Here is a 12387-nt window from a genome sequence, read left to right as displayed (position 1 = left end):
CGTCAGTGGCGTGCCGGGCCCCTTCGTACGCCCGGGGGACGGCGGGTCAGAGCTGCTTCTGCCCCGCCTCGATCCGGGTGATGGCGGTGCGCACGGCCGTCACGAAGGGCGTGAAGTTGACGCTCGGGTTGGAGGGCCGCAGGGCCCGGGTGAAGCACCCCTCCTCGATCTCCTCGATCAGGTACCGCTTGAACGTCTGGTTGAGGCCGCCGACGACCACGGCAAGTTCGGTTTCGGCGACCCCCGCGGCCTTCTCGGTACAGCCGTGGATGCTGAGCGCGTTCAAGTTGCCGCCCGCTATGGACAGGGCGATGGGGTCGTCGCAGCCCGACGAGGTGACGTGCAGCGTGCTGTGGTTGTCCCCGGTGAGGAGCCCCTCGAACATCCAGTAGTCGTAGACGGGGGCGTTCGCGGCGACGGGTTCGAGCGGGCTGTCGGCACGGTAGCCGGCGACGGCGAGAGCGATCTCGGAGGTACCGGCCTCGATGCCACCGCCGTGCGGCGCCAGCACCGAGGTGCGGGGGAAGTCGAACTTCTCGCTGAGCGAGTTGTCGAGATGTCCGTGGCGCTTGTAGCGGCGGGCGAAAGTACCGTCCCGCTCCCCGTTCGGGTACTTGGTGTACAGCTCGGTGTACGTGGTGGGCCCGGTGGGCGTGGTGTTCAGGCGCGGGGCGCGGGGCGCGGCGGTGGCTCCAGGAACGGCGCCAGCAGCCCCGGCACCGCGTCCGCCGCGAACGCCAGCCCCTCGCCCGCGTCCGCGTCGCGCACCGCGTACCCCCCGGCCCCGGCGGCCGTCGTCGCCGTCAGCGTGAGCACCCCCGCGCGGCGCTGGAAGACGGACTGGCGGATCACCCAGCCGATGACCCCGTCCCGCCGGAGCACCACGGTGGAACGGCGGAAGGTGCCGGAGCGTACGAGCAGGAACGCGCCGTCGGCGCCGTGCCCGAGGGAGCGGTACGCGTCCAGGGCGAGGAGCACGGCCAGGGGCAGCGCCACCAGTGCGAGCGCCCCGGCGGTCCACAGGAGGACGGGGGTGAGCCAGAGACCGAGGGCGGCGAGCGCGGCGAGGGGGACCAGGACGGCCGAGAGCGCCCAGCGCAGCCGGCGGTCACGGGCCGCCCGGGGGTGCGCGGTCAGCGGCAGGGCCGTGGGGGCGGCCGGCTCCCGCAGCACCCGGGCGGCGACGGCCTCGGCGACGGCCCGGGGCGCGGCGGGCAGCAGGACATGCAGATCGGCGGTCTCGTCGTCGCTCCCGCCGCCCACGCCGACGGCGACCGCGTCCACCCGGGCGGCGCCCGCGAGCCGTACGCCCAGCGGCTCGACGAGTTCGACGCCGCGCAGCCGGTTCTCCTCCAGGGATATCGACCGGGTGGTGAACAGCCCCCGCCGGACCCGGAGGGTGCCGCCGGGTTCGCGCTCCAGCCGGTGGTGCCACCACATCTCGACCCAGAGGCCGAGGGAGCCGACGACTCCGGCGAGGAGGGCCGCCAGCAGGAGCACCAGCACCATGGTGAGGACGGAGGTGCCCCGGAAGAGGTCGCCGACCCGTTCGATGACCTCGCCCTGTTGGCCGAACCAGTCGCTGACCTGCATGACCGCGCCGGCCGCCGCGAAGCCCAGGGTCGGGGCGACGAAGGAGAGCGGGGCGTAGCGGATCCACCGGGGGTCCAGGGCGGCGAGCGGGCCCTCGTGGTCGGCGCCGGGTACGGCGGCCCCGCCGCGGCCCAGCAGCTCGCGGCGGAGCCTTTCGCCCTCGGCGCGGGAGACCGGGTTCAGCTCCAGGGTGGGTGTGCCGCTGCCGGCCCGTTCCCCGGTGCCGATCCGGACCTTGACCAGGCCGAGGAGGCGGAGCAGCGGGTGGGCGGAGAGGTCGACCGTACGGATCCGTTCGCGGGCCAGGGAGCGCCGGTTGACCAGGAGGATGCCGCTGTGCAGCTCGACCACGCCGGGTCCGGCGCGGTAGCGGGTCCGGCGCAGCCGGAGGGCTTCGGCGGCGGCCCCGCCGAGGATCAGCAGGACCGCGCCGGTCAGCAGCAGGGCCAGGGTGGTGGCGGGGCCGCCGACCCAGCGGGTGTCCAGGAGGAGCAGGGCGACGGGGGGACAGACACCGGCGGCCACGGAGGTCATGACGGCCCCGGCGACCAGGGGGGCGCGCCCGTCCAGCCGCCGCCAGCCCTCATCGGCTTCGGCGGCGTCGGGTGCTTCGGGCCCGGCGGCGCTCATGTGGCGTCGCCGGGGGTCGCCCGCGTGATCCGGGTGAGCCGGCGCGCCAGCTCGTCGGCCACCTCGTGGTCCAGTCCCTCGACGGTGACGGCGCCCTTGGAGGAGGCGGTGGTGACGACGACCGTGGCCAGCCGGAACCGCCGCTCCAGCGGGCCCTGGCGGGTGTCGACGGTCTGGATCCGGGACATCGGCGCGATCCGCCACTCCTGCCAGAACGCCCCGGACCGTACGTGGACGGCCTCGTCGGTGACCTCCCAGCGGTGCACCCGGTAGCGCCAGCGGGGGACGGCCAGGGCCACGAGGAGACCGAGGGCGGCGACGGCCGCGGCGAGGACCGCGAGCCAGGTCCGCGCGGGGCCGATCAGCCAGCCCAGGGCCGCGAGGACGCCGGCGAGCGCGGTGGTGACGGTCAGGGACCGGGTCGTCCACCAGGCGACGACCCGCCGGTCGAGGGCGTTGGCGGGCGCCCGGAGCCGTACCGCCGTCCCCTGCTCCCCCTTCTCCCTCTGTGGCACGGTCGTCTCCGGTATGCCCGCCGTTCCCATGGGCCCGTCCCCCGCCGTCGTCATGTCCCGTCCCGTTCCCGTCCCTCTGGGACTGCCGGCTCAGCGCCCGCGCAGGGCGCGGTAGGCGGTGGCGAGCGCGGCGGTCGAGCTGTCCAACTCTTCGGTGTGCCCGACCTCCCCGGTGAGTACGGGCTCGATCTTCCGGGCGAGCACCTTGCCCAGTTCGACACCCCACTGGTCGAAGGAGTCGATGTCCCAGACGGCGCCCTGGACGAACACCTTGTGCTCGTAGAGGGCGATCAGCTGGCCGAGGACGGAGGGCGTCAGCCCGTCGGCGAGGATCGTGGTGGTCGGGTGGTTGCCGTGGAAGGTCCGGTGCGGCACCAGCTCCTCCGCCACCCCCTCGGCCCGTACCTCGTCGGCGGTCTTCCCGAAGGCCAGTGCCTGGGTCTGGGCGAAGAAGTTGGCCATCAGCAGATCGTGCTGGGCCGCGAGAGCGGGGGGCAGCGCGGCGACCGGGCGGCCGAAGCCGATGAAGTCGGCCGGGATGACCTTGGTCCCCTGGTGGATCAGCTGGTAGTAGGCGTGCTGGCCATTGGTGCCGGGCGTGCCCCAGACCACCGGGCCGGTCTGCCACTCGACCGGCTGCCCGTCACGGGTCACGGACTTGCCGTTGGACTCCATGTCGAGCTGCTGGAGATAGGCGGTGAACCTGCTCAGATAGTGCGAGTACGGCAGCACCGCGTGCGACTGCGCGTCGAAGAACGCCCCGTACCAGATCCCGAGCAGCCCCAGCAGCAGCGGGGCGTTGTCCTCGGCGGGCGCGGTCCTGAAGTGCTCGTCGACGAGGTGGAAGCCCTCCAGCAGCTCCCGGAAGTGCTCCGGGCCGATCGCGATCATCAGCGAGAGCCCGATGGCGGAGTCGAACGAGTAGCGCCCGCCGACCCAGTCCCAGAACTCGAACATGTTCGCCGTGTCGATGCCGAAGTCGGCGACCTTCTCCGCGTTGGTGGAGAGGGCCACGAAGTGCCGGGCCACGGCCTCCTGACCCGCGTTCAGACCGGTGAGCAGCCAGTCGCGGGCGGAGGTGGCGTTGGTGACGGTCTCGATCGTGGTGAAGGTCTTGGACGCGACGACGAACAGGGTCTCCGCCGGGTCCAGGCCGCGCAGCGCCTCGTACAGATCGGCGCCGTCCACGTTGGAGACGAAGCGGACGGTCAGCTCGCGCGCGGCCCAGGGGCGCAGCACCTCGTACGCCATCGCCGGACCGAGGTCGGAGCCGCCGATACCGATGTTGACGACATTGCGGATCGGCCGGCCGGTGTGACCGGTCCACTCGCCGGTGCGGACCCGCTCGGAGAAGCCGGCCATCCGGTCCAGGACCCGGTGGACGCCGGGGACCACGTTCTCGCCGTCGACCTCGATCACGGCGCTCCGGGGGGCGCGCAGCGCGGTGTGCAGGACGGCGCGGTCCTCGGTGGTGTTGATCTTGTCACCGCGGAACATGGCGTCCCGCAGTCCGGCCACGTCCGTCGCCCGCGCCAGTGCGCGCAGCAGCGTCAGCGTCTCCTCGGTGACCAGGTTCTTGGAGTAGTCGATCCGCAGGTCACCGACCCGGAGGGTGTAGTCGCCGCCGCGCTGCGGGTCGGCGGCGAACAGGTCCCGCAGATGGGTCTGCCCCAGCCGCTCGCGGTGGTTGCCCAGCGCGATCCACTCGGGCAACTGGTGGAGCCTGGTACGGCCGCCTGTGTTCACTCGGACATCAGCTCACTTCTTGTCGTCACTGCCCTGCCGGCCCGTCGTCCCCAACCTAATTGATCAGAAGGGGCGACGAGGTGAGCCGGGGGCGGCGTCGGCTGAGAGCGAAGCGGGAATAGTCCGGCGGGCACGGCGCGGTGGCCGAAAGAGCGCGACACGACGGCGAAAGCCCGCGACCCGACGGCGAAAAGCGTCCGGCCGGGCACCGCGAGGGTGCCCGGCCGGAGCCCAATGATTAGATCTCGCCCCGCAGTTTCGCCAGGGCCTCGGCGAGAATCGCCTCGCCGTCCGCGTCGCTGCGCCGTTCCCGTACGTACGCGAGATGCGTCTTGTACGGCTCGGTGCGCGGCGGGTCCGGCGGATTGTCCCGGTCCTGTCCGGCCGGGAATCCACAGCGCGGGCAGTCCCAGGTGTCCGGGACCTGTGCATCGCTGGCGAAGCTCGGCTGTGTCTCGTGCCCGTTGGAGCACCAGAAGGAGATGCGCAGACGTGGCGCGGACTCGCCGCGCTCGGCCTCGCCCATCGGCCCCGCCCCGACCCGGCTTCCCCGGATCGCGTTGCCACTTGCCACGGTCGTAACTCCCTGCGTGATGGTGCTGTACGGCGTCTCACAGCGGCCGGGCCGCGGTGCCCCAGTCTACGTAAGGCCCAACGCTCGTCCAGGGATTGGAGTTACCTCCTCCGGACGGGAACGACTGCGGGTGACTAGTCCAGCTTCATCATCAGGCCGAGCGCGACGATGCAGGCGAACCAGAGCAGACCGACCACGACGGTGATCCGGTCGAGGTTGCGCTCGGCGACCGAGGAGCCACCGACGGACGACTGCATGCCGCCGCCGAACATGTCGGAGAGGCCGCCGCCCTTCCCCTTGTGCATCAGCACGAGCAGCATCAGCAGCAGGCTGAAGACGATCAGGGCGATCGAGAACCCCATAACCACGGCTGGACCCTACTTCCTGGCAATTCTGATCGGAACATCTATCGGATGGCCGTCCATGGACGACGGGGGCCGGACGGTACACCGCCCCGGCCCCCGCAAGGGTACGACGGATCCGCCCTACCGCATACTCACTGGTCGCGGAAGCGGACGATCCTGACGAACTCGTCGGCGTCCAGCGCGGCACCGCCGACGAGGGCGCCGTCCACATCGGGCTGGGCCATGATCGCGGCGACGTTCCCGCCCTTGACCGAGCCGCCGTACTGGATCCGGACCCCGTCGGCCAGCTCCTGGGAGTACAGCTCGGCGAGCCGGGCGCGGATCGCCCCGCAGACCTCCTGGGCGTCCTCGGGGGTGGCGACCTCGCCGGTGCCGATCGCCCAGACGGGTTCGTACGCGATCACAATGGACTCGGCCTGCTCGGCCGGGAGGTCCTTCAGGGCGCCGTCGAGCTGGGCGAGCGTGTACGCGACCTGCTGCCCGGCCTTGCGGATGTCCAGGCCCTCGCCGACGCAGAGGATCGGGGTGATCCCGTGCCCGAAGGCGGCCTTCACCTTGGCGTTGCAGATCTCGTCCGTCTCACCGTGGTACTGGCGGCGCTCGGAGTGGCCGACGGCCACGTAGGAGCACTTCAGCTTGGCGAGCATGGCGCCGGAGATCTCGCCGGTGTAGGCACCGGACTCATGGGCGGAGATGTCCTGCGCCCCGTACTTGATCTTGAACTTGTCGCCCTCGACCAGGGTCTGGACGGACCGCAGGTCGGTGAAGGGCACGAGGACGGCGACCTCGACGGCCGCGTAGTCCTTGTCGGTCAGCGCGAAGGCGATCTTCTGGGCGTGGGCGATGGCCTCAAGGTGGTTGAGGTTCATCTTCCAGTTGCCCGCCATCAGCGGGGTACGAGTGGTCATGGAAAGTCAGTCCTCCAGTGCGGCGAGCCCGGGAAGCGTCTTGCCTTCGAGATATTCGAGGCTGGCGCCGCCGCCGGTCGAAATATGGCCGAATGCCTTCTCGTCGAAGCCCAGGATCCGCACCGCGGCGGCGGAGTCCCCACCGCCGACGACGCTGAAGGCCGGGGAGTCGACGAGCGCCTGGGCCACGGCCTGGGTGCCCTCGGCGAAGTCGGGGTGCTCGAAGACGCCCATCGGCCCGTTCCAGAAGACGGTGGCCGAGTCGGCGATCTTGGAAGCGAACAGCTCACGGGTCTTCGGGCCGATGTCCAGGCCCTCCTGGTCGGCCGGGATCGCGTCCGCGGCGACGACCGCCGGGTTCGCCGGGGCCTTGGTCTTCAGGTCCGGGAACTCCGGCGCGACGAGGACGTCGACGGGGAGCACCAGCTCCACGCCCCGCTCCCGCGCCTGGCGCAGATAGGTCTCACAGGCGCCGACCTGGTCCTCCTGAAGGAGGGAGATGCCGACCTCGTGGCCCTGGGTCTTGAGGAAGGTGTAGGCCATGCCGCCGCCGATCAGGATGCGGTCGGCCTTCTGGAGCAGGTGGTCGATCACGCCCAGCTTGTCGGAGACCTTGGCACCGCCGAGGACGACGGTGTAGGGGCGCTGGACGTCCTCGGTGAGCTTCCGCAGGACCTCGACCTCGGTGGCGATCAGATATCCGGCGGCGTGCGGCAGCTTCCCGGGCAGGTCCCAGACGGAGGCGTGCTTGCGGTGGACGGCGCCGAAGCCGTCCCCGACGTAGAGGTCGGCGAGGGCGGCCAGCTCGTCGGCGAAGGCGTCCCGCTCGGCGTCGTCCTTGCTGGTCTCACCGGGGTTGAAGCGCAGGTTCTCCAGGACGGCGACCTGCCCGTCGGTCAGGCCCGCGACCGTGGCCCGCGCCGACTCCCCGACCGTGTCGGTGGCGAAGGCGACATCGGCCCCGAGCAGCTCGCCCAGCCGGGCGGCGGCGGGCGCCAGCGAGAAGGCCGGGTCCGGGGCGCCCTTGGGGCGGCCCAGGTGGGAGGCGACGACGACCCGCGCGCCCGCCTCGGCGAGCGCGGCGACGGTCGGGACGACCGCGCGGATCCGGCCGTCGTCGGTGATGGTGGTGCCGTCGAGCGGCACATTGAGGTCGGCACGGACGAATACCCGCTTGCCGGCGACCCCTTCGGCAAGAAGCTGGTCGATCGTCTTCATGGACGGGACTCCTCGGAGGGCTTGGCTGAGACGCGCGAGAGGGCCCGGCCGGCGCCGCGGTGCGCCGTCCGAGCCCCGTCGCTCACTTCACAGAGCTGATCAGAACCGTACTGCCTGGATCCGTACTGGTCGGACCGTGGTGCCGGACCGGTACTGGTCAGACCGTGGTGTGCAGGCCTGGATGTCAGGCCGCTGTGTCAGGCCGCTGTGTCAGGCCGTGGTGCTCAGAGCTGGTTGCCGACGAAGACGGTCAGGTCGACCAGACGGTTGGAGTAGCCCCACTCGTTGTCGTACCAGCCGAGGATCTTCACCGAGTTGCCCTCCTGGACCATGGTCAGGGAGGAGTCGAAGGTGCAGGAGGCGGGGTCGCCCACGATGTCCGAGGAGACGATCGGGTCCTCGGTGTAGGAGAGGTAGCCCGCCAGCTCGCCCTCGGAGGCCTTCTTGAACGCGGCGTTGACCTCGTCCTTGGTGACCTCGCGGCTCAGCTCGACCACCAGGTCGGTGGCGGAGCCGGTGGGGACCGGGACGCGCATGGCGATGCCGTCCAGCTTGCCCTTGAGCTGCGGGAGGACCAGCGCGGTGGCCTTGGCGGCACCGGTGGTGGTCGGGATGATGTTCTCCGCGGCGGCGCGGGCGCGGCGCAGGTCGGAGTGGGGGAAGTCCAGGATGCGCTGGTCGTTCGTGTAGGCGTGGACCGTGGTCATCAGACCGCGGACGATGCCGAAGTTCTCGTCCAGCACCTTCGCCATCGGCGCCACACAGTTGGTGGTGCAGGAGGCGTTGGAGATGATGTTGTGCTGGGCCGGGTCGTACTGGTCCTGGTTGACGCCCATGACGAGGGTGATGTCCTCGTCCTTGGCGGGGGCCGAGATCAGGACCTTCTTGGCGCCGCCGGCCAGGTGCTTCTCGGCGTCGGCCTTCTTGGTGAAGATGCCGGTCGACTCGATCACGATGTCGACGCCCAGCTCACCCCACGGGATGTCGGCCGGGTTGCGCTCGGACAGCACCTTGATGGTGTGACCGTCGACGGTGATGGTGTCCTCGGTGTGCGTCACCTCCGCCTTCAGGCGGCCGAGGATGGTGTCGTACTTCAGCAGGTGGGCCGTGGTCGCAGTGTCACCCAGGTCGTTGACAGCCACGATCTCGATGTCTGCACCCTGCTCCAGCAGCGCGCGGAAGTAGTTACGACCGATGCGGCCAAAGCCGTTGATGCCTACGCGGATCGTCACGAACCGATCTCCTCGTTGGTACGCCGGGTGTTGCATCCGGCGAGTTGTATTGGGATGTCCCCGACCGCTTACGACCCTACCTCCCTGAGCGCCCCTGAGTGACATCGGAGGGCCCGTACGGGCCCTCCGATGACCCCCTACCCACCGGCATGGGGCTACGGGCCTTGTACACCTGCGCAGGGGCCGCCACGGATGAGCGGCCCCTGCGACGGTGTGTTATCGCCTGAGTGCGTTCAGTGCCCTTCCGAGGACCCTGGCCCGCTCGGACGGCTCGGTCAGGTGCTCAAGCCCGAAACCGAGGAGGAGGGTGTCCGCGGTCGCGACCGCGGCCGCCGACGGGAAGAGGTCCTGGCTGCGGAGCCACTCCCCGCGCGGTGCCGGGCTGCCCGGCGGGTTCACTCCCACGGCCCAGGCCCCGAGCGAGGTCTCGAAGGCCTCGGCCGCGCCGGTACCGCTTCGGGTCACCAGTTTGGTGTCGTCGAGGAAGACACCGCGTCCGCCCTCGGCCCCATCGGTGACGTAGGAGACGGAGACCTCGATCCTCTTGCCCGCCCAGCCGCTCAGGTCGAAGGACGCGGAGCGCCAGCCGTCGGACGAGCCGGTGAAGGCGTGCCAGGCGCCGGTGGTGCCGGTGGGCGCGCAGCCCTGGGCCCCGGGCGTGAGATAGCGCTTCAGGAAGGGGTGGTCGGCGATGAGGAAGCCGGCCTCGCACTCGGTCGGGACGGTGGTGCTGGTACCGCCGCCCAGGTCGGGCAGGGTGGTCCAGTCGTCCTGGCCCTCCGTGTGCACCTCGACCACGGCGTTGTCGTACCCGGGCTCGGTGTGGAAGCTGAGCTTCAGGTCCAGCTTCGGCGTGTCGGCCGCGGTGACACCCGTCAGGTCCAGCGGCCGGGTCAGCCGCTGCCAGGTGGAGTTGCGGTGCCGGGCCGCCGCGTACCACTCGCCCTCGTACGGCGAGAACGGCATCCGCACCCCCGGGTAGGTCCCGGCCGCCACGCTGCGGAACTGCGGGAACTGCTCGACGGGCAGGGAGTCCGAGGTGACGGTGTAGGCGCCGGCCGCGTTCAGCGGGTTGCCGGGGGCGTCGCCGAGGCGGCCCCCGGCCCCGGTGAGCGGGCCCTCGCCCCGGAAGGCGGTGGTGCCGCCCAGCGAGGCCCGGCCAGAGGCACCGAGGTAGTACTGGGCGAAGTCGTCGCTGACCGCCCGCCCGAGATTGGCGTTGCTGCCGGCCCGCTCACCCGCGGTGACCAGCTTGCCGCCCTCGTTGACATAGGCGCGTACGGCCTGGGTGGTGGACCAGGAGGGGGCCGCCGCGCCGGTGTACCAGACGGCGGTACGGAAGTGGGAGAGCACCCCGAGCGGATGGGGGCGGCCCTGCGTGGCCACGTCCCAGACCGCTCCGGACCGGCCGCTCGCGGTGAGCGCCCCGGTGTAGACGGCGGTGTGCCGCGCGGGCTCGGTGCCGCCCTCCTCGGCGATGACGAGGGTGTCGCCCCGGGGCCGCGCGGCGACCCGGTACTCGAAGGAGTCGCTGGTGACGGTCTTGCCCCGGGAGGTGCGGCCGGTGAACCAGACCTCGACCGCGGCACCCGGACGCGCGTCCTCCACCTCGGCGCGGTACTCGTCGTAGACGATGTTGTCCTCGCCGCCGAAGATCTTCCCGCCCTTCCAGGCGGTCAGCGGCTCGCTGTGCACCCGGCCGCCGTCGACGCGGTACCTCAGCCGCTTGTCGCGCAGGGACTTGCGCGCGACGACGGAGACCGGCTGGTCGCCGCCCCGGGCGTAGGAGACGGTGAAGGGGTCGGTCTGGAAGTCGGGGGCGGTCAGGCCCACCGGGGACGAGGGCCGGTCCGGGGTGAGCGAGCTTTCCGCGACGGCGAGCGCGAACGGGATGTTCTTGGCGAACTCCTGCTGGATCAGCTTCTCGTCGTCCGGGAAGGTGAAGACCGAGGCGCAGTCGGCCGGCTCCCACGCGTCGTCCGGGTCGAGCCGGGAGATGGTGCCGCAGGTGGACATCTCGGGCGTGTACATCATCAGACCGTTGACATTGGCCGCGTGGCCGTCCGCCTCGCCGTTGGTGATGTACAGCTCGGAGGAGACCTGGGGCCGGTAGCCGGGGACCGCCGGCTTCGCCGGGGTGCCGGCGAGCGCCCGGTAGGCGACGTCGTCGGGGGTGGAGGTGGCGACCTGCCAGCCCACGCCGTAGAGGATCAGCTCGGCGGCGGAGTGGTAGTTGATGCCGTACTGGAAGCCGATGCGCTTCTGGAAGGCGTCGATGGCCCGGGTCTCGGGCTCGGACGCGGGCCCGGTGCCGCGATAGGTCTCGTCGAAGGGGTCGGGCGACGAGCCCTCGTTGTCGTAGCCCCACTTGTAGGTGAAGTTGCGGTTGAGGTCGACGCCGTCACCGGCGGCGATCCGGCCGTCGCCGTCGTTGTCGCGGAGGTTCTTGCGCCACTGCCGTTCCTCGGTGCCGCCGAAGGTGTAGTCGTAGCCGTCGGGGTTGGCGGAGAGGACGAACCACAGCTCGGTCGTGTCGATCAGCCGGGTGATCCGGGGGTCCTTGCCGTAGTTGTCGAGATAGTGGTGCATCAGCCGCCGGGTCATCTCCGGGGTGATCCACTCCCGGGCGTGCTGGTTGGACATGTAGAGCGTGGCGGGCCGGCTGCCGTCCCTGCTGCCCTTCGCCCCCTTGCTGATCTTGAGGGCGAGGATGTCCTGCCCCTTGACGCTCCGGCCGATGCTGATGGCCTTCGTCAGCGACGGATGGGCCCGCGCGGTGTCCAGGATCTCCTTCTGGAGGCCGTTCGGCCCGCTGTAGGGGCGGAAGACGCCGTCGCCCGCGACCTCGACCCGCTCGCGGGCGGCCGCCGAGATCGTGTGCTGCTCGATGCTGACGCCCTGGTCCCGCAGCTCACCGGCCTGCTCCTCGGTGAGATGCAGCTCGACCGTCGCCGAGCCGCGCTCCGGCACCCGCTCGGTCAGCTCGTGGCCGTCGGCGCCCGCCGCGAGGACGAGCGGCACCTGCGCCTTGGAGACCTCCGCGTGCCACACCGCGAGCCCGCCGCCGTCGTCCCGCCCCTTCGGTCCGGCCTGTTCGGCCTGGGCCGGTGGGACCGCCACCAGTGCGGCGGCCAGTAGTGAGGCGGCGGCGAGCATCGCTCTTGCTCCGCGTTCCATGTACCCCCCTGCGTCTGGGCACCGCGGCCGGGCCGGGGCGCCTGTCGTCTGAGCCGGGAAAGCGAACAGACGCCAGACTCCGCACCGCCCCGGGCGCCGTCAAGAACTGACGCACCCCCATCGGGAACTCCGATAAGCAGGACGACCGAGGGGGTACGGGGACGGCGGGCGCGGGCGCGGGGACGGGCGGGCACAGGGGCAGGGGCGGCCTGTACGGGGGCGGGGACGGGGACGGGGACGGGGACGGCGGTTGTACGGGTACGGGGGGGTACGGGGGGGTACGGGGGGGGTACGGGGGGGGTACGCGGGGGTACGCCGACACGCGCCGGGCGGGCGGCGGGGCCGGTGACCGGGCGGCCGGGCGGAACGGGCGGGCCGTGGGGGCGCCGCTGACCGCGGGGTGGACGGCCTGGCGGACGGCCGGGGGGA

Annotated in this window: 10 protein-coding genes; all 10 read right to left on the bottom strand. The window is 71.5% G+C overall.

The window, feature by feature from the left end; genetic code table 11:
• Positions 1 to 46 precede the first annotated feature (46 nt).
• Positions 47 to 511, bottom strand: a complete 465-nt coding sequence (locus SYYSPA8_RS30250; RefSeq protein ID WP_323450574.1) for a poly-gamma-glutamate hydrolase family protein — start codon at positions 509 to 511, stop codon at positions 47 to 49.
• A 149-nt stretch (positions 512 to 660) separates the two neighbouring features.
• Positions 661 to 2223 carry a PH domain-containing protein gene (locus tag SYYSPA8_RS30245; RefSeq protein ID WP_323450573.1) on the bottom strand — a complete coding sequence of 521 codons (1563 nt, stop codon included), beginning with the start codon at positions 2221 to 2223 and terminating at the stop codon, positions 661 to 663.
• A complete protein-coding gene (locus SYYSPA8_RS30240) occupies positions 2220 to 2768 on the bottom strand; it encodes a PH domain-containing protein (RefSeq protein ID WP_407706121.1) in 549 nt (182 codons plus the stop codon). The genes SYYSPA8_RS30245 and SYYSPA8_RS30240 overlap by 4 nt, the downstream gene beginning before the upstream one ends.
• Positions 2769 to 2828: 60 nt before the next feature.
• Positions 2829 to 4484 (bottom strand): glucose-6-phosphate isomerase, encoded by a 1656-nt coding sequence (gene pgi, locus SYYSPA8_RS30235; RefSeq protein ID WP_323450571.1) that lies wholly within the window; start codon positions 4482 to 4484, stop codon positions 2829 to 2831.
• A gap of 238 nt (positions 4485 to 4722) precedes the next feature.
• Positions 4723 to 5058: an RNA polymerase-binding protein RbpA gene (locus SYYSPA8_RS30230; protein ID WP_003957010.1), complete on the bottom strand. Its 336-nt coding sequence runs from the start codon at positions 5056 to 5058 to the stop codon at positions 4723 to 4725.
• A 134-nt stretch (positions 5059 to 5192) separates the two neighbouring features.
• On the bottom strand, positions 5193 to 5420 hold the full coding sequence (gene secG / locus SYYSPA8_RS30225) for a preprotein translocase subunit SecG (protein ID WP_323450702.1): 228 nt from the start codon (positions 5418 to 5420) through the stop codon (positions 5193 to 5195).
• 134 nt (positions 5421 to 5554) lie between these two features.
• Complete coding sequence (gene tpiA, locus SYYSPA8_RS30220; RefSeq protein WP_323450570.1) at positions 5555 to 6331, bottom strand: triose-phosphate isomerase; 777 nt, start codon at positions 6329 to 6331, stop codon at positions 5555 to 5557.
• Positions 6332 to 6337: 6 nt separating this feature from the next.
• Positions 6338 to 7549, bottom strand: coding sequence for a phosphoglycerate kinase (locus tag SYYSPA8_RS30215; RefSeq protein ID WP_323450569.1), 1212 nt, complete (start codon positions 7547 to 7549; stop codon positions 6338 to 6340).
• A gap of 224 nt (positions 7550 to 7773) precedes the next feature.
• A complete protein-coding gene (gene gap, locus SYYSPA8_RS30210) occupies positions 7774 to 8781 on the bottom strand; it encodes a type I glyceraldehyde-3-phosphate dehydrogenase (RefSeq protein WP_323450568.1) in 1008 nt (335 codons plus the stop codon).
• A 216-nt stretch (positions 8782 to 8997) separates the two neighbouring features.
• Positions 8998 to 11958 carry a M14 family metallopeptidase gene (locus SYYSPA8_RS30205; RefSeq protein ID WP_323450567.1) on the bottom strand — a complete coding sequence of 987 codons (2961 nt, stop codon included), beginning with the start codon at positions 11956 to 11958 and terminating at the stop codon, positions 8998 to 9000.
• Positions 11959 to 12387: the final 429 nt, after the last annotated feature.

The organism is Streptomyces yaizuensis (assembly GCF_034961445.1).
In the GTDB taxonomy this organism is placed as follows: Bacteria; Actinomycetota; Actinomycetes; order Streptomycetales; family Streptomycetaceae; genus Streptomyces; species Streptomyces yaizuensis.
Note: the sequence above shows the minus strand (reverse complement) of the source record. Positions and strands in the feature narration are given on the sequence as shown.

Excerpts from the sequence above, each read along its gene's own strand:
- SYYSPA8_RS30205 (WP_323450567.1), bottom strand. The coding sequence starts at position 11,958 with ATGGAACGCGGAGCAAGAGCGATGCTCGCCGCCGCCTCACTACTGGCC.
- SYYSPA8_RS30215 (WP_323450569.1), bottom strand. The coding sequence starts at position 7,549 with ATGAAGACGATCGACCAGCTTCTTGCCGAAGGGGTCGCCGGCAAGCGG.
- SYYSPA8_RS30240 (WP_407706121.1), bottom strand. The coding sequence starts at position 2,768 with ATGGGAACGGCGGGCATACCGGAGACGACCGTGCCACAGAGGGAGAAG.
- SYYSPA8_RS30245 (WP_323450573.1), bottom strand. The coding sequence starts at position 2,223 with ATGAGCGCCGCCGGGCCCGAAGCACCCGACGCCGCCGAAGCCGATGAG.
- secG (WP_323450702.1), bottom strand. The coding sequence starts at position 5,420 with ATGGGGTTCTCGATCGCCCTGATCGTCTTCAGCCTGCTGCTGATGCTG.
- tpiA (WP_323450570.1), bottom strand. The coding sequence starts at position 6,331 with ATGACCACTCGTACCCCGCTGATGGCGGGCAACTGGAAGATGAACCTC.